This is a genomic window from Kitasatospora sp. NPDC048365 (assembly GCF_043200835.1).
GTDB lineage: Bacteria > Actinomycetota > Actinomycetes > Streptomycetales > Streptomycetaceae > Kitasatospora > Kitasatospora terrestris.
Map to the genome: position 1 here is coordinate 1 of NZ_JBICYJ010000002.1, position 15,624 is coordinate 15,624.

16 protein-coding genes are annotated in these 15,624 nt (G+C 75.9%); 12 read left to right on the forward strand and 4 right to left on the reverse strand.

The window, feature by feature from the left end:
• Positions 1 to 88: 88 nt before the first annotated feature.
• From ACGFX4_RS01775 to ACGFX4_RS01790, 4 genes are read right to left on the reverse strand one after another with little or no spacing between them, the layout of a single operon-like run.
• A complete protein-coding gene (locus ACGFX4_RS01775; RefSeq protein ID WP_393069341.1) occupies positions 89 to 1,384 on the reverse strand; it encodes a PLP-dependent aminotransferase family protein in 1,296 nt (431 codons plus the stop codon).
• Positions 1,381 to 2,316: an alpha/beta hydrolase gene (locus ACGFX4_RS01780; RefSeq protein ID WP_393069343.1), complete on the reverse strand. Its 936-nt coding sequence runs from the start codon at positions 2,314 to 2,316 to the stop codon at positions 1,381 to 1,383. Before ACGFX4_RS01780 ends, ACGFX4_RS01775 begins: the two co-directional genes overlap by 4 nt.
• Positions 2,316 to 3,122 carry a class I SAM-dependent methyltransferase gene (locus ACGFX4_RS01785; protein ID WP_393069345.1) on the reverse strand — a complete coding sequence of 269 codons (807 nt, stop codon included), beginning with the start codon at positions 3,120 to 3,122 and terminating at the stop codon, positions 2,316 to 2,318. The genes ACGFX4_RS01780 and ACGFX4_RS01785 overlap by 1 nt, the downstream gene beginning before the upstream one ends.
• Complete coding sequence (locus ACGFX4_RS01790) at positions 3,119 to 4,234, reverse strand: alpha-hydroxy acid oxidase (protein WP_393069346.1); 1,116 nt, start codon at positions 4,232 to 4,234, stop codon at positions 3,119 to 3,121. The genes ACGFX4_RS01785 and ACGFX4_RS01790 overlap by 4 nt, the downstream gene beginning before the upstream one ends.
• A 208-nt stretch (positions 4,235 to 4,442) precedes the next feature.
• On the opposite strand from ACGFX4_RS01790, the gene ACGFX4_RS01795 reads away from it, so the two are divergent.
• From ACGFX4_RS01795 to ACGFX4_RS01850, 12 genes are all read left to right on the forward strand, one after another.
• Complete coding sequence (locus ACGFX4_RS01795) at positions 4,443 to 5,831, forward strand: class I adenylate-forming enzyme family protein (protein ID WP_393069347.1); 1,389 nt, start codon at positions 4,443 to 4,445, stop codon at positions 5,829 to 5,831.
• A gap of 104 nt (positions 5,832 to 5,935) precedes the next feature.
• Positions 5,936 to 6,205: a phosphopantetheine-binding protein gene (locus ACGFX4_RS01800; protein ID WP_393069349.1), complete on the forward strand. Its 270-nt coding sequence runs from the start codon at positions 5,936 to 5,938 to the stop codon at positions 6,203 to 6,205.
• Positions 6,202 to 6,468 carry an acyl carrier protein gene (locus ACGFX4_RS01805; protein WP_393069351.1) on the forward strand — a complete coding sequence of 89 codons (267 nt, stop codon included), beginning with the start codon at positions 6,202 to 6,204 and terminating at the stop codon, positions 6,466 to 6,468. The genes ACGFX4_RS01800 and ACGFX4_RS01805 overlap by 4 nt, the downstream gene beginning before the upstream one ends.
• On the forward strand, positions 6,465 to 7,508 hold the full coding sequence (locus tag ACGFX4_RS01810) for a beta-ketoacyl synthase N-terminal-like domain-containing protein (protein WP_393069353.1): 1,044 nt from the start codon (positions 6,465 to 6,467) through the stop codon (positions 7,506 to 7,508). The genes ACGFX4_RS01805 and ACGFX4_RS01810 overlap by 4 nt, the downstream gene beginning before the upstream one ends.
• Entirely contained in the window at positions 7,505 to 8,038 is a 534-nt protein-coding gene (locus tag ACGFX4_RS01815) for a hypothetical protein (protein WP_393069355.1), read from the forward strand. Before ACGFX4_RS01810 ends, ACGFX4_RS01815 begins: the two co-directional genes overlap by 4 nt.
• Before the next feature lie 41 nt (positions 8,039 to 8,079).
• Positions 8,080 to 9,699 carry a class I adenylate-forming enzyme family protein gene (locus tag ACGFX4_RS01820; protein WP_393069357.1) on the forward strand — a complete coding sequence of 540 codons (1,620 nt, stop codon included), beginning with the start codon at positions 8,080 to 8,082 and terminating at the stop codon, positions 9,697 to 9,699.
• A complete protein-coding gene (locus tag ACGFX4_RS01825) occupies positions 9,696 to 10,958 on the forward strand; it encodes a beta-ketoacyl-[acyl-carrier-protein] synthase family protein (protein ID WP_393069358.1) in 1,263 nt (420 codons plus the stop codon). Before ACGFX4_RS01820 ends, ACGFX4_RS01825 begins: the two co-directional genes overlap by 4 nt.
• The gene (locus tag ACGFX4_RS01830; protein ID WP_393069359.1) at positions 10,955 to 11,950 is read left to right on the forward strand and encodes a VOC family protein; all 996 of its coding nucleotides are present in this window, start codon (positions 10,955 to 10,957) and stop codon (positions 11,948 to 11,950) included. The genes ACGFX4_RS01825 and ACGFX4_RS01830 overlap by 4 nt, the downstream gene beginning before the upstream one ends.
• A gap of 12 nt (positions 11,951 to 11,962) precedes the next feature.
• Positions 11,963 to 12,883 carry a phytanoyl-CoA dioxygenase family protein gene (locus ACGFX4_RS01835; RefSeq protein WP_393069361.1) on the forward strand — a complete coding sequence of 307 codons (921 nt, stop codon included), beginning with the start codon at positions 11,963 to 11,965 and terminating at the stop codon, positions 12,881 to 12,883.
• Positions 12,880 to 13,848 (forward strand): thiamine pyrophosphate-dependent dehydrogenase E1 component subunit alpha, encoded by a 969-nt coding sequence (locus ACGFX4_RS01840; RefSeq protein WP_393069362.1) that lies wholly within the window; start codon positions 12,880 to 12,882, stop codon positions 13,846 to 13,848. Before ACGFX4_RS01835 ends, ACGFX4_RS01840 begins: the two co-directional genes overlap by 4 nt.
• Positions 13,845 to 14,807 carry an alpha-ketoacid dehydrogenase subunit beta gene (locus ACGFX4_RS01845; protein ID WP_393069364.1) on the forward strand — a complete coding sequence of 321 codons (963 nt, stop codon included), beginning with the start codon at positions 13,845 to 13,847 and terminating at the stop codon, positions 14,805 to 14,807. The genes ACGFX4_RS01840 and ACGFX4_RS01845 overlap by 4 nt, the downstream gene beginning before the upstream one ends.
• 28 nt (positions 14,808 to 14,835) lie before the next feature.
• Positions 14,836 to 15,621: a DUF3050 domain-containing protein gene (locus ACGFX4_RS01850; protein ID WP_393069366.1), complete on the forward strand. Its 786-nt coding sequence runs from the start codon at positions 14,836 to 14,838 to the stop codon at positions 15,619 to 15,621.
• Positions 15,622 to 15,624 lie beyond the last annotated feature (3 nt).

The window sequence follows — 15,624 nt, forward strand, 5'->3', positions numbered from 1 at the left end:
GCCCCGCGTGTCCCCCCCGGGGATCGGCGGGGCGCGCCCCGCCGGGGGGGGCGGCCCCGCGCGGGGGCCCGCCCTCCTCCGCGTTCCGCTACCGGGACGCGCCGTCCACGAAGGCGGCCAGCCGGCCGACACCGTCGACGATCCGAGCCTCCGTCAGGTAGGAGCAGGACAGCCGCAGCGAGCGCTCCCCTCCCCCCTGGGGGTAGAACGGCGCCATCGGGGTCCACAGCACGCCGTACTCCCGCGCGCAGCGGTCGAGGGCCTTCTCGTCGGCGTCGAACGGCACCGTGAGCACCGCGAAGTAGCCGCCGTCCGGGGCGTTCCAGCCGACCGGGGAGCCGGGCGGGAAGCGGCGTTCCAGCTCGGCCAGCAGGGTGTCGAGGTTGCGGGCGTAGAACTCCGCCGCGCCGGCCGTCGCCGCGCGCAGGCCGCGGTCGGCCTCCAGCAGCATGCCGCCGATCACGGCCTGGCTGAGCGCCGGGGTGTTGACCGTCGTCATGCTCTTCAGCTTCGCCAGCTCGTCCGCGAGCAGCCCGGCGCGCCCGCCGCCGCGGTCCACCCGCTGGTCGGCCACCACGTAGCCGACCCTGGCGCCGGGGAAGCAGGTCTTGGCGAAGGACCCGAGGTGGACCACCCGTCGCCGGTCCCCGTCCAGCGCCTTGAGCGTCGGCCGCACGGGCGTGCCGCCGCGCCGGAAGAAGCCGTACGGGTTGTCCTCGACGAGCAGCAGGTCGTGCTCCTCGGCGACCGCGAGCAGCCGCTTCCTGGCCTCGACCGGGAGGCTGGCGCCCGAGGGGTTGGCGAAGTCCGGCACCAGGTAGCAGGCGCGCGGCCGCAGGCCCTCGGCCCGGGCCTGCCGGGCGGCGGCGGCCAGCGCCTCGGGGTCGAGCCCCCCGCCGCCGGGGGCCTCCGGGACCGGCCGGACCGTCAGGTCGAGCAGCCGGGCCGCGCCGGTCACGCCGACGTAGCAGGGCGCGGCGACCAGCAGGACGTCCTCGGGGCCGGCGCACAGGGCGCGCAGCACCAGCAGCATGCCCTCCTGGGCGCCGACGGTGACCACCAGGGCCTCCGGGTCGACGTCCAGGCCCTCGTCGGCGGCCAGCGTCCGGGCGATGAGCTCCCCGATCAGGCCCTTGGTGCGGCCGTACTGGAAGAGCTCCCGGCGGACCTCGTCCTCGCCCATCCCGCGGTCCTCCCGCAGGTGGCGCAGGTACCGCTCCAGGTGGCGCGGGATCGCCGCCGGGTCGAAGTGCTCCTCGTGGGGGCGGCCGGGGGCGAAGGAGACGGCGTCGGGGTAGCGCGCGGTGACCTCGTTGAGGAAGGTCATGGCGTCCAGCAGCGGGGCGGAGAGCGAGCCGTGCAGCTGGTCCAGGGCGAGGGTCATCGCAGTGCCGCCCGCAGCCGGCCGGCCGCGTACCGCTGCGCGTCCGCGCCGCCGGCGAGCACGCCCGCCATGGCGAAGAAGCCGTGCGGCATGCCGTCCCAGCGGCGCAGTTCGACGTCCACCCCGGCCTCGGCGAGCCGGGCGGCGTAGGCCTCGCCCTCGTCGCGCAGCGGGTCGTACTCCGCCGTGATCACGGTGGCGGGGGGCAGCCCGGCGAGCGAGGGGGCGCGCAGCGGCGAGGCCAGCGGGTTCTCGCCGTCGGCCGGGTCGGCGAGGTAGTGGCGCCAGTACCAGGCCACCGAGTGGCGGTTGAAGAACAGCGGGTCGTCGCCGGCGCGCAGCGAGGGCGTGTCGGCCCGGTGGTCGGTGTTGGGGTAGACCAGCAGCTGGTGGCGCAGGGCCGGGCCGCCGCGCTCGCGGGCGAGCAGGGTGGTGGCGGCGGCGAGGTTGCCGCCGGCGCTGTCGCCGCCGACGGCCAGCCGGTCGGGGTCGGCGCCGAGCCCGGCGGCGTGGTCGGCCAGCCAGGTGAGGGCCGTGTAGGCGTCCTCGACGGCCGCGGGGAAGGGGTGTTCGGGGGCGAGCCGGTAGCCGACCGTGGCGGTCAGGCAGCCGGTGGCGTTGGTGAGGGCGCGGCAGATCGCGTCGCCGGTGTCCAGGCAGCCGAGGGCCCAGCCGCCGCCGTACAGGTAGAGCAGGGCGGGGTGCGGCCGGTCGCGCTGGGCCGGGTGGTAGCACCGCACCGCGAGCTGCCCGCCGGTGCCGGGGACGCGGTGCTCGGTGACGGCGGCGACCGGCTCGGGGGTGCCGCCGGCGGCCCGCAGGTCGGCGAGGTCGGCGGCCCGGGCCTGCGCCACGGTCAGGGTGTAGAGCGGCGGGGCGTTCGTCTCGGCGCGCCGGGCGCGCAGCGCCTCGGCCTCGGGGTGCAGGGGCATCAGGACGCCTCCGGGGCACGCGCCTCGAGGTAGATCGACTCGTCCTTGCGGAAGGCGGTGTCGAGGGCGGCGACGTCGGGGCGGTGGCCCTCCTGGTAGGCGCGGCGCTCGACGGTCCAGCCCTGGTAGCCGGCCCGGTCCAGGACGTGCCGGAGCTCGTCCTCGTCGAAGATCCAGCGGTGCCCGAAGTGGTAGAAGATCTGGTTGAGCATGAAGGCCCGGCGTTCGGGCATCGGCGGGCCGACCCGCAGGGTGCGCAGCCGGCGCCGGTGGCGCTGGAAGAACTCCTCGTCCCGGTCCAGGTAGCCACGGATGTAGCGCTCCAGGTCGGGGGTGGTGAGGCGGAGCAGCCCGCCCGGGCGCAGGATCCGGCGGACCTCGCCGAGCCAGTGGACGGCGACGGGCAGCGGCACGTGTTCGACGAGGTGCTCGGCGTAGACCCAGTCGACGCTGTGGTCGTCGAGGGGCAGCGGCTCGGAGATGTCGAGCCGGGTGAAGAGGTGGCTGCCGTCGATCCGGTAGAGCGGGCCGGGCTCGGTGGTGGCGTCGGGGCTGCGGACGGCGACCAGGTCGGTGCCGATCGCCTCCGGGTGGCGGGTGGCGAAGGCCGCGAACTCGATGCCGGTGACGCCGAGTCCGGCGAGCTCCCGGTGGGTGCGCGGGAGCCGGTCGCGGACGGTCTCGATGCTCGTGCAGCGGGCGAGGTTCTCGGTGAACCCGTCGGTGAGGGCGCCGAGGGCGGCCGGGTCCTCCCAGTCCCAGCCAGGGAAGCGCGGGTCGGTCCGGTGGGCGGGGGCGGTGGTCACCCGGGTGGGTCCTCTCGGCGAAGGTGGTGGGGTGGCGGCCAGTCGGCCAGCAGGGTGCGGTCCAGGTCGGCCAGGGTCGGGCGGCCGGAGAGCACCAGGGTGTCGAGGAGTTCGGTGCGCAGCAGGTCGAGGACGTGCCGGGCGCCCGGCTCGCCGCTGTGGGCGAGTCCCCAGAGCACGGGTCGGCCGATCAGCGCGGCGCGGGCGCCGAGCGCGAGGGCCTTGGCGAGGTCGGTGCCGTGCCGGATCCCGCCGTCGACCAGCACGGGGCAGTCGGCGGGGACGGCGTCGACGACCTCCGGAAGGGCGGCCAGGGCGGGTGGGGCGCCGTCGAGTTGGCGTCCGCCGTGGTTGGAGACGACCAGGGCGTCCACGCCGTGGTCGACCGCCCGACGGGCGTCCTCGGCGGTCAGCACGCCCTTCAGCACCAGTGGCAGCGACGTTCTTTGACGAAGCCACGACAAATCTGCCCAGGTGATGCTACGGTCGAACTGCTCGACCGAGTGCGCCTCGATCGCGGACGAACCCGAGCGCGCCGCCCCCACGGCCAGGGCGGCGTCGAGGTTCACCGCGCGGACGCCGTCCGGGACGGCGAAGGAGTTGCGCAGGTCGCGCAGCCGCCGGGCGACCTTGGGCGCGTCCACGGTCAGCACCAGCGCGCCGAAGCCGGCGGCCTCGGCCCGCCGGACCAGGTCGGCCAGCGCCGCCCGGTCGCGCAGCCAGTACAGCTGGAGCCAGCGCGGGGCGTCGCCGCCGGCCTCGGCGATCTCCTCCAGGCACCGCCCGGCGAAGATCGAGACCACCAGCAGCGCCCCGGCCGCGCGGGCGGCCCGGGCGGTGGCGATCTCGCCCTCCGGGCAGGCGAGTTGGTGGTACGCCATCGGTGCGACCCCGAACGGTACGGCGAGCCGGGCGCCGAACAGCTCGGCGGAGCAGTCCGGCGCCGAGACGTCGACCAGGACGCGCGGCCGCAGCACGTGGCGGCGGAACTGCGCGCGATTGGCCCGCAGGGTCCACTCGGCGCCGGCGCCGCCCTCGAAGAAGTCCCAGGTGGCGGCGGGCAGTCGGGCCCGGGCGAGCGCCCGGTAGCCGGCCGGGGTGAGCGGGAGCACTGCCGCTGCACCTCCCTGATGAGCAGTCACATTCCGCTTGAGCGAGGGACAGCGTAGGGAAGATCCCGCAACTGGTATAGACCTTGACCCTCCGTGGGATCCCGTGCAATGGTCTGGTCCAACGGGGAATCGACACCGAACCATCACAAGTCTCTGAGCTTTCGCTCCGGCCTTGACCTGCTCCCACTTCCCGACGCGTGGAGTTGCGTTGACGCGTACCCCCAACCCCGACCGAACCGGCCCGACCGCCGGCCCGGACTGGGTCGACCACCACCTGCTCGCCGGACCGGACGGCGACCCCTGCCTCCGGTTCGACCGGCCGGTCGACCGGGCCGCCCTGCGGTCGCTGGTCGCCGAGCAGCAGGCGCTGCTGACCGGCGCCGGGCTGCGGCCCGGCGGCACCGCGGCGCTGCTGCTGCCGCCCTCGCTCGGCTACGTGGCCACCCTGCTGGCCGTCTGGCGGGCGGGCGGACAGGCCGTCCTGCTCGACCACCGGCTGACCGCCACCGAGGTGGACCGGGCCCTGGAACGGCTGCGCCCGCAGGTGCTGTGCGCGGCCGACGGCGCCCGCCCGCTCCCGGACGGACGCCCGGCCGCCACCCGGCACGTCCTGGTGCAGCTCAGCTCGGGCTCCACCGGGCCGTCCAAGGTGATCGCCCGCACGGCCGACGACCTGCTGCGCGAACTCGACTGCTACGCCCGGCTGGAGGACTTCCCGAAGGCCGGCGGCCGGACCGTGCTGCTGTCCTCGACGGTGCACGTCCTCGGCCTGGTCGGCGGCCTGCTGCACGCCCTGCACGCGGGCGTGGAACTGGTGGTGCCCGGCCGGGCGACCCCGGCCGCCGTCCTGGCCGCGGTCGCCGCCGGCGACGCCCCGACCACCCTGATCGGGGTGCCGTTCCACGCCGAACTGCTGGCCGCGCACCCGCTGCCGGCCCCCCTGCCCCAGCTGCGCCGGATGATCGTCGCCGGCGAGCTGGTCCGCCCCGCGCTCCCGGAGGCGTTCCGCCGACGCTTCGGGGTGCCGCTGGGCACCATGTACGGGATGACCGAGACCGGGGTGATCGCCACCGACCTCTCGGGCCTCGGCCATCCGCGGCTCGCCCCCGTCCACGGCCTGGAACTGCAGGTCGCCGACGGCGAACTGCACATCCGCCGGCCGGAGTCGCCGTACCTCGGCGTCACCGACCCGACCCGCTGGTCGGACGGCCTGCTGCACACCCGCGACGCGGCCCTGATCGACCCGGCGACCGGAGCGGTGACCCTGCTCGGCCGGCGCGACTCCCAGGTCTCGATCGGCGGCCTCAAGATCGACCTGACCGAGGTCGAGCAGACCCTCGCGGGCCTGCCCGGCGTCACCGAGGCGGTGGTCGTCTTCGCCGACGGCGCCGTCGAGGCGTACGCCGCGGCCGAGCCCGCCCCCGACGCACCACCTGGCAGCGCCGCCGAGCAGTTGCGCGAACTGCTCGGCACCGAACTGGCCGGCTGGAAACTCCCCCGCCGGATCCACCTGCTGCCGCAGCTCCCCCGGACCGCCACCGGGAAGCTGCTGCGGGACCCCGCCGCCCTGCGCCGACAGGCCGACGCGACCCGCTGACACCACCCCCATCGCTCGCACCGCACCGCGCGGACGGGTCCAGACCCCCGCCCGCGTGGCCGAGCCCTGCCCGAACACCCCAACTCCGCACCTGGAGCGCACCGATGCAGCAAGAGATCCGCACCTTCGTGCTGTCCGCCCTCGAGGCGATGAACTACGACATCTCCGAGGCCACCGGCGAGACCGACCTCGGCCCGGCCGGCCTCGACCTGGAGTCGCTGGCCCTGGCCGACCTGGCCGTCCAGGTGGAGGAGGAGTTCGGGGTCCGCTTCGAACTGGACGACATGGAGTCCACCGCGCTGATGACCATCGACGAGTTCTCCGCCGAGGTGGCCGGCCGGATCGCCAAGTCCGCCGTGGGCAGCGCCGGATGACCACCGACGCACTACCGGCCGGCCGTGCCCCGCTCGGCCGCACCGAGGTGCTGGCCATGCTGGCCCGCTACGGCGACCGCGCCCCCGAGCAGGTCGACGAGGTGGTCGGCTCGCTCGAACTGACCTGGCTGATCGCCGAGGCCGAGCAGCACTACGACCTTCGACTCGACCTCGACGACGAGCAGTTCGCCAGGATCCGGACCGTGGACGACGCGGTCGCCGTGCTCCGCGAGGTGCTCGGGTCCGAGGCCGCCGCGCCATGACGCCCGGCCGACCCGTCCTGATCACCGGCCTGGGCGTCCGCTCGGCGTTCGGCTCCCGCGGCACGGCGCTCGCCGAGGCGGTGGAGGCCGGACGCCCGGCCTTCGCCGAGGTGACCCGCTTCCCGGTGGCCGGCCGCCGCACCACGGTCGCCGCCACCGCGCCGGACGCCCCGCGGCTGGCCGACCGGCTCACCGAGGTGGTCGCCGAGACCGGCGCCCCGGGGGACGCCCCACTGCTGCTCGCCCTGCACGCCGACCGCCGCACCGGACCGCTGGCGGCCGAGGTCGCCGCACGGACCGGACGCGCCACCCGGGTCTACACCGGGGCGTGCGTGGCCGCCAGCACGGCGGTCGCGGACGCCGCGGCACTGATCGCGGGCGGCCGGATCGACCGCGCCGTGGTGGCCGCCGGGTACCTGGTCGAGCCGGACACCTTCGCGGTGTTCGACGCCGGCCGGGCCCTGGCCACCGACGGCGCGCTGCGCCCGTTCAGCCGGGGGCGGCGCGGCATGCTGCTGGGCGACGCGGTGGTGGCCGTCCTGCTGGAGGCCCGCTCCGCGCGGCCGCCGCTGGCCCGGCTGGCCGGGTGGGGGCGGTCCGGCGACGCGTACCACGTCTGCCGGCCCCGGCCGGACGGCGCGGGCCTGGCCCGGGCGGTGCGCACCGCGCTCGACCGGGCCGGCGCGGCCGCGTCCGAGGTCGGCTGGGTGAACGCCAACGGCGCCGGCTCCGAGCTCGGCGACCGGGCCGAGGCCGCCGCGCTCGGCACGGTCTTCGGCCCGTCCGGGCCACCGGTCAGCTCCACCAAGTCCGTCCACGGACACGCCCTGGAAGCCTCCGCGCTGCTCGAACTCGCCGTCACCGTCGGCGTCCTGGAGCGCGGCCGGCTGCCGGTGAACGCGGGCTGGCTGGGGCCCGACCCCGACTGCCCGCTCGACCTGGTGCTCGACGCGCCGCGCCCGCACCGGGCGCGCTACGCGCTGAGCGTCAACGCGGCGTTCGGCGGCGCCAACACGGCACTGCTGGTGGCCGCCGCGTGAGCCTCACCGACCGGACCCCGGACGGCGCCGGGGTGTCCGCCGGGCTGCGCGTGCTGGCCCGGGCGCGCTGGCCCGAGGGCCCCGACGACACCCTGCCGAGGATCGCCGGGTTCGCCGCGTCCAGCTTCAGCCCGCTGGTCGCGGAGACCGCCGACCGCTGCCTGCGGGCCCGCTACGGCCACCCGCCGGCCGCGGGCGCACCGCGCACCGCGCTGCTGCTCGCCAGCCCCGGCGGCGACCTGGCCACCGCCGACGCGCTCGCCGAGGCGGTGGCGGCGGGCGGCCGGGTGCCCCCCCTGCTGTTCTACCAGTCCAACCCCAACGCGGTGCTCGGCCACCTGGCCGCCCGCTGGGGCCTGGACGGCCCGGTGGTGGCCCTCGGGCCCGGCTTCGAGGAGGAGCGGCACCTCCACGACCAGGCCCGGCTGCTGATCGACGACGGCGAGGCCGAACAGGTCCTGGCCGTCACCGCCCACCAGGGTCCGCCCGACCGCGCCACCGCTGCCCTGCTTGCCCCAGGGCCCGCCTGACAAGCCCCGGCGGCTCCCGCACCACGAAGAGAACGGGAACCATGAGCACACCCAACCTGCGCGCCCTGCTGGCCGCCGACCCCGCGGTCGGCGCCGGCAACGTCCTCACCACCCGCGCCGAACGGGCCCTGGGCCTCGACACTCCGGCGCTCACCTTCGACACCCCGGTCGACGGCCGGCCCGCCTGGACCGCCCTGACGGTCCGTCAACTCGACACCGCGGTCCGCGCCCGGGCCGCCGCCCTGCACGGGCTCGGGGTGCGCCGCCGCGACCCGGTCGCCGTCCAGTCCTTCGACGCCGCCGACCAGGTGCTGTCCTTCCTGGCCCTGGCCCGGCTCGGCGCGATCCCGGCGCTGCTCAACCCGCTGCTGGACGCCGACACCACCACCGCCTACCTGCAACGCCTGCGCGCCACCGGCCTGCTGGCCGACAAGCCGCACGCCGAGGCGGTGGCCGACCGCGACACCGGCACCCCGCTGCTCGCCGACCCGGCCACGCTCGGCTCCGGCGACCCCGAGGCCGCCCCGCCGCCGTACCGGCACTGGTCGGGCGACCCGGTGGCGATCACCCACTCCTCCGGCACCACCGGCCTGCCCAAGGCCGTGGTCCACTCGCACGACAGCCTGTACGCGGCGATCCGCCACCGGCTCGCGCTGCCCCGCCCGCAGGGCGTGGACCGGATGCTCAGCGCGCTGCCCGCACCGCACGCCGCCACCCTGATCGCGGTCAACCTCGCGCTCAGCCTCGACTCCCACCTGCTGATCCTCTCCGGCCAGTCCGGCGCCACCGTGCTGGACGCGGTGGAGCGCTGGAAGCCGCAGAGCGTGTACGGCTTCGCCACCACCTGGGCCGACCTGGCCCGGCACGACCTGGCCGCCCGCGACCTGGAGTCGGTCGCGCTGTGGTGGAACACCGGCGACTGCGCGCACGAGGCGCACATCCGCCGGCTGATCGCGGTCGGCAGCCGGGAGACCGTCACCCGCGAGGGCCGGGTGCGCACCCCCGGTTCGGTGTTCGTGGACGGGCTCGGCTCCACCGAGATGGGCCACTCGCACTTCTTCATCAGCCACTCGGCGGGCACCGAGCGCTACGGCCGCTGCGTCGGCCGGCCGCACTCCTTCGTGGACTGCGCCGTGGTCGCCCCCGACGGCACCGAGCTCGGCCCCGGCGAGGTCGGCGAACTCGCCACCGCCTCACCGACGCTGGCGCTCGGCTACTGGAACGACTCGGTCACCACGTACCGCACCCGGCTGCGCGGGCGCTTCCTCACCGGTGACCTGATGTACCGCGACGAGGACGGCTACTACTTCCACGTGGACCGCGCCGTGGACACCGTGGACCTCGGCGACGCCGGCCGGCTGCACACCGCCGCCTCCGAGGAGCGGGTCCTCGCCGCCTGCGCCGAGGTGCTGGACTGCACCGTGGTCGCCTACCGCGACGGCGAGGCCGTGGTCGCCGACGTGCTGCTGCAACTGGCCGCGGGCGCCGACCCGGAGCTCGACCGCACCGCCGAGGTGCGGGCCGCGCTGGAGCCGCACGTGGCCGCCGTGGTCCGGCAGGTGGTCGCCGTACCGGACGAGGAGATCCCGCTCGGCCCGACCGGCAAGGTCCGCAAGGTGCTGCTCCGCCGCCGCCACCTCGACCGCGCGGGCGCCCGATGAACGCCGTCGTCACCGGGATCGGCCTGGTCGGCCCGCTCGGCCGGGGCGCCCACGAGGTGTTCGCCGCGCTGACCGCCGGCGCGTCCGGCCTGGCCGTACCGCCCGCCGGCCATCCGGCGGCCGGCTGGCTCACCGCCGCGGGCATCGCCCCCGACGTACCCGCCACCGAGGTGCTGCCCGCCACCGAGACCCGCTGCGTGGACCGCTTCGTGCTGCTGGCGCTCGCCGCCGCCGCGGACGCGCTGGCCGACGCGAAGCTGGTCGTCGGCACCGACGCCGACCCCGAGCGGGTCGCCGTGGTGCTCGCCACCGGCGGCGGCGGCCTGGAGACCTTCGAGGAGCACGCCCGGTGCCGGCAGGAGCGCGGCCGCCCCGCGGTCAGCCCGTACCTGCTGCCCGGGATGCTCTCCAACATGGCGGCCGCCCGGATCGCCATCGCGCACGGCATCCGCGGCTACAGCTCGGCGGTGATCACCGCCTGCGCGGCCGGCGCGCAGGCCGTGGCCGAAGGGCTGCGACTCATCCGCGGCGGCGAGGCGGACGTGGTGGTGTGCGGCGGCAGCGAATCCCCGCTGCACCCGACGATCGCCGCCGCCTTCGACAACTCCCGCGCGCTGGCCTCCGGTTGGGCCGATCCGGCGCAGGCGTCCCGGCCCTTCGACCGGCGCCGCAACGGCTTCGTGCTCGGCGAGGGCGCGGGCGTCCTGGTGCTGGAGCGGGCCGACCACGCCCGGGCCCGCGGCGCCACCGGCTGGGCCGACCTGACCGGCTGGGGCGCCTCCACCGACGCCCACCACGCCACCATGCCCCGCCCCGACGGCGCCGGCGCGGCCGCCGCGATGCGCACCGCGCTGCGCTCCGCCGGCCTCTCCCCCGCCGACATCGGCTACGTCAACGCGCACGGCACCGGCACCCGGCTCGGCGACACCGCCGAAGCCGCCGCGCTGACCGCCGTGTTCGGCCCGGACGGCCCGCCGGTCAGCTCCACCAAGGGCGCCACCGGCCACCTGCTCGGCGCCGCCGGCGCGGTCGAAGCGGCGTTCTGCGCACTCGCCGTCGCGCACGGCGTGCTGCCCGCCACGCTCAACCTGGACGAACCCGACCCCGCCCACGGCCTGCGGCACGTCCGCGGCGACGCCGCCCGCCGGCCGGTGGACGCGGTCCTCTCCAACTCCTTCGCCTTCGGCGGCCACAACCTCAGCCTGGTGTTCGGCCCGCCGAGCATCCCGGCCTCGCCCCTCGGAGCAGCCACCCCATGACCACCGTGCAGGGCCTCGCCCATGTCGAACTCCACGTCGAGGACGCCCACAAGTACGCCACCGGGCTGCACGACCACCTCGGCTTCACCCTGACCGAACCCGCCGCCGTCCGCCCCGGCACCGCGCAGCTGATCGCCCACCAGGGCACCGTGCGGCACCTGATCACCTCCGCCGTCGACCCGGACCACCCGGTCGCCGACTGGGTCCGCCGGCACGGCGACGGCGTGGCCGTGCTCGCGCTGCGCTCCGCCGACCCGGCCGCATCCGTCGAACGCGCCGTCGCGGCCGGCGCGGTGGAGCTCGACGAGCACACCGTGCTGGGCGGCTTCGGCGACCTCGCGCTGCGCTTCACCTCCGCCGACGACCTGCTGCCCGACGGTGAACTCCCCGGCGAGGGGCCGCTGTTCGAGCTCGACCACCTGGCCCTGTGCGTGCCCGCCGGCACCCTCGGCCCGGCCGTCCGGTTCGCCCGCGAGGGCCTCGGCCTCGCCGAGATCTACGCCGAGTACATCGAGGTCGGCGACCAGGCGATGGACTCCGCCGTGGTGCAGAGCCCCGACGGCTCGGTCACCCTGACCCTGCTGGAGCCGGACGTCCGCCGCAGCCCCGGCCAGATCGACGGCTTCCTGGAGGCGCACGGCGGCGCCGGCGTCCAGCACCTCGCGTACGGCACCCGCTCGATCACCGCCGCCGTCCGCGAACTCGCCGACCGGGGCGTGGTCTTCCTCACCACCCCCGGTGCCTACTACGACCGGCTCGCCGCCCGGCTCGGCCCGACCGCCATCCCGGTCGAGGAGCTGCGCGCCCACCACGTGCTGGTCGACCGCGACCACGGCGGCGAGCTGTTCCAGATCTTCACCCGCTCCACCCACCCGCGCCGCACCCTCTTCCTCGAACTGGTCGAGCGGCGCGGAGCCGGCACCTTCGGCTCCGCCAACATCAAGGCACTGTACGAGGCGGTCGAGCGCGAGCGCGCCGGCCAGGAAGGCTGAGAGGACCCCGCCATGACCGTCACCGCCACCGAGGCCTTCCACCTCACCGACGCCGAGCGCGAGCTGCTCCCCACCGACCGGGACGTGCTGTTCTACGCCGAGCACGGCTGGTACCTCTCGCAGCGGCTGTTCAGCGACGAGGAGCTGGACCTGCTGCAGGCCGCCACCGAGCGCTACTACCGCGGCGAACGCGACCGCGAACTCCCCGGCCGGCCCGCGAACCTGGCCTCCTGGACCCCCGCCGACGGCCCGGTCCAGCGCCACAACGACTACGTGCACTACGAGCACGCCGGGATCGGCCGGATCCTGCGCAAGCCGCTGCTCGGCGCGGTCGCCGCCCGGCTGGCCCAGGCCGAGGAGATCCGACTCTTCCAGTCCACCCTGATCCTCAAGCCGCCGGTCGCCGACGAGCCCAGCAACGTGGTGCCCTGGCACTTCGACAAGCACTACTGGCAGACCTCCACCTCGCAGCGGATGCTCACCGCCTTCCTGCCGTTCCACGACTGCGGCGAGGAGATGGGCACCATCACCATGGTCGACGGCAGCCACCGCTGGGAGGAGCGCCCCGGCGGCGACGACTCCACCCGGCACTTCGCCCGCCGCGACCGCAGCGAGCTCGAACAACTGCTGCGCGAGAACGCCGAGTTCAACGGCGCCGAGGTGCGCACCGTGCCGATCGAGATCCCCCGCGGGCACGTCAGCTTCCACCACTGCCGCACCTACCACGGCAGCGGCCCCAACCGCTCCCCCCTCCCCCGCCGGGCCGTCTCGCTCCACCTCCAGGACGGGTCCAACCGGTACCGCCGCTACCTGCGCCCGGACGGCACCGAGGTCGCGTACAACCACGACGCGGTGGTCCGCCGCACCGACGACGGCCGGCCCGACTACGCGGACCCGGAGTTCTGCCCGGTGCTGTGGCAGGACCGGCCGTGACCCTGCCCCACCTCGCCGACCCGGCCGGGCGCTACCGCACCATGCGGCTGATCCGCGGCTTCGAGGAGCTGGCCCTGGAGTGGGTGCGCGCCGGCCACGTCGTCGGCGGCACCCACCCGTACATCGGGCAGGAGGCGGTCGCGGTCGGCGTGTGCGCCGCCCTCGACCCGGCCGACCGGATCACCTCCACCCACCGCGGCCACGGCCACGTCCTCGCCAAGGGCGCCGACCCGGGCCGGCTGCTCGCCGAACTCGCGGGCCGCACCAACGGGTTGAACCGCGGCCGGGGCGGCTCGATGCACGCCGCCGACCTCGCGCTCGGCATCCTCGGCGCCAACGGCATGGTCGGCGCGGGCGCGCCGATCGCCGTCGGCGCCGCCTGGGCCTCGGTGCGCCTCGGCGAACCGCGGGTCGCCGTCTCCTTCTTCGGCGACGGCGCGCTCAACCAGGGCGTCCTGCTGGAGTCGCTGAACCTCGCCTCGATCTGGCGGGCCCCCGCCGTGTTCGTCTGCGAGAACAACGGCTACGCCACCACCCTGCCGGCCTCCGCCGGGGTCGGCGGCAGCGCGGTCGGCCGGGCGGCGGCGTTCGGCATCCCCGCCGTCACGGTGGACGGCATGGACGTCGAGGCCGTCCGCCGGGCGGCCGAGGAGGCCGTGGAGCGGGCCCGCACCGGCGGCGGCCCCTCCTTCCTGGAGTGCCTCACCTACCGCTACGAGGCCCACCACACCATGGAGCGGCGCTTCAAGCTCGCCTACCGCAGCGCCGAGGAGGTCGCCGCCTGGCGCGCCCGCGACCCGCTCACCGCCGCGGCGGCCGCCCTGCCGGACGCCGCCGCCCTCGACGCCGAGGTGGCCCGACTGCTGGAGAGCGCCGCGGAGTTCGCGCTCGCCGGGCCGCACCCCGATCCGGCCGGCGCCGCCGACCACCTGTACGCCACCGCCCTGGAGGGGACGGCCGGATGACCCTGCTCAGCTACCCCAAGGCGCTCAACCGGGCGCTGGCCGACGCGCTCGCCGACGATCCCGCGGTGTGCGTCCTCGGTGAGGACGTCGGCGCGGGCCTCGCCGGGCTCACCCTCGGCCTGCAACAGCGCTTCGGCAGCGACCGGGTGGTCGACACCCCGCTCTCCGAGCAGGCGTTCACCTCCGCCGCGATCGGCGCCGCGCTGGTCGGCATGCGTCCGGTGATCGAGCTCCAGATCCCCTCGCTGCTCTACCTGGTTCTCGAACAACTCGCCAACCAGGCGCACAAGTTCTCCCTGATGACCGGCGGCCAGGCGCGCGTCCCGCTGACCGTGGTGGTCCCCGGCTCCGGCTCCCGATCCGGCTGGGCCGGCCAGCACTCCGACCACCCGTACAGCCTGTTCGCGCACATCGGTATGAAGACCCTGGTGCCCGCCACGCCCAGCGACGCGTACGGACTGCTCGCCTCCGCCATCCGCGACGACGACCCGGTGGTCCTCTTCGCCCCGGCCGGCGCGCTCGCCGTCCGCGAGGACGTGACCGCCCCGCTCGTCCCCGTCCCGATCGGCCGCGCCCGCGTGCACCGGCCCGGCACCGACGTCACCCTGGTCGCCGTCGGCCACCTCGTCCACGACGCGCTCGCCGTCGCCGAGGAGCTGGCGCCCGAGGTCTCCGTCGAGGTGCTCGACCCGCGTACCCTCTACCCGCTCGACCGGGCCGCCCTGACCGCCTCGCTGGCCCGCACCCGCCGCCTGGTGGTCGCCGACGACTCCAACCGCACCAGCGGCCTCGCCGCCGAACTCCTGGCCACCGCCGCCGAGTCCGGCCGGCTGTCGGCACCCCCGCTGCGCGTCACCCGCCCGGACGGCACGGTCCTCCCGTTCGCCCCCGCCCTGGACCGCGCCCTGCAGCCCTCCCGCGACGCCCTGCGCGACGCGGTCCTCACCGCCGTGAAGTAGCCTGCCCCGCAACCCCCTTGGAGTACTGATGGCCACCGACCGTTACCACTGGGACCGCACCCACCCCGGACTGACCGCGCTGCGCGAGGCGATCGAGCCGGTCCGCCGCGAGGTGGTCGCCCACCCCGTCTACCACCTGCTCGGCAGCCTGGAGCAGGTGCGGACCTTCCAGGAGCACCACGTCTACGCGGTCTGGGACTTCATGTCCCTGCTCAAGTGCCTGCAGCAGCGGCTCACCTGCGTCTCGCTGCCCTGGCTGCCCGACGGCCCCACCGCCAGCCGCCGGCTGATCAACGAGATCGTGCTGGTCGAGGAGAGCGACGAACTCGGCGAGGGCTGGATCAGCCACTTCGAGCTCTACCTGGACGGCATGGCCCGGGCGGGCGCCGACACCGCCGCGGTGACCGCCTTCCTGGACCTGCTGCGCGCCGGGCGTCCGGTGGACCGGGCCGCGAAGGAGGCCGGGATCCCGCAGGCCTCGGCCGACTTCGCCGCGGTCACCTTCGACATCATCGAGCACGCCCCGGTGCACTGCCAGGCCGCCGCGTTCGCCTTCGGCCGCGAGGACCTGATCCCGGAGATGTTCGAGCAGGTCGTCCGGATCGACGACGCGGCGGGCCGGCTCGGCGTCTTCAAGGACTACCTGGCCCGGCACATCGAGGTCGACGGCGAGCAGCACACCCCGATGGCGATGCAGATGCTGATCGACCTCTGCGGCGACGACCGGGCCCGCTGGGAGGAGTGCGCCGACACCGTGCGCACCGCCCTGCGGGCCCGGATCGCCCTCTGGGACGCGATCGCCGCCGCCCTGTGAGGC

Bases quoted from the DNA above. Each gene is read 5' to 3' on its own strand.
- ACGFX4_RS01775 (WP_393069341.1), bottom strand. From the start codon at position 1,384: ATGACCCTCGCCCTGGACCAGCTGCACGGCTCGCTCTCCGCCCCGCTG.
- ACGFX4_RS01780 (WP_393069343.1), bottom strand. From the start codon at position 2,316: ATGCCCCTGCACCCCGAGGCCGAGGCGCTGCGCGCCCGGCGCGCCGAG.
- ACGFX4_RS01800 (WP_393069349.1), top strand. From the start codon at position 5,936: ATGCAGCAAGAGATCCGCACCTTCGTGCTGTCCGCCCTCGAGGCGATG.
- ACGFX4_RS01805 (WP_393069351.1), top strand. From the start codon at position 6,202: ATGACCACCGACGCACTACCGGCCGGCCGTGCCCCGCTCGGCCGCACC.
- ACGFX4_RS01810 (WP_393069353.1), top strand. From the start codon at position 6,465: ATGACGCCCGGCCGACCCGTCCTGATCACCGGCCTGGGCGTCCGCTCG.
- ACGFX4_RS01820 (WP_393069357.1), top strand. From the start codon at position 8,080: ATGAGCACACCCAACCTGCGCGCCCTGCTGGCCGCCGACCCCGCGGTC.
- ACGFX4_RS01825 (WP_393069358.1), top strand. From the start codon at position 9,696: ATGAACGCCGTCGTCACCGGGATCGGCCTGGTCGGCCCGCTCGGCCGG.
- ACGFX4_RS01830 (WP_393069359.1), top strand. From the start codon at position 10,955: ATGACCACCGTGCAGGGCCTCGCCCATGTCGAACTCCACGTCGAGGAC.
- ACGFX4_RS01835 (WP_393069361.1), top strand. From the start codon at position 11,963: ATGACCGTCACCGCCACCGAGGCCTTCCACCTCACCGACGCCGAGCGC.
- ACGFX4_RS01845 (WP_393069364.1), top strand. From the start codon at position 13,845: ATGACCCTGCTCAGCTACCCCAAGGCGCTCAACCGGGCGCTGGCCGAC.
- ACGFX4_RS01850 (WP_393069366.1), top strand. From the start codon at position 14,836: ATGGCCACCGACCGTTACCACTGGGACCGCACCCACCCCGGACTGACC.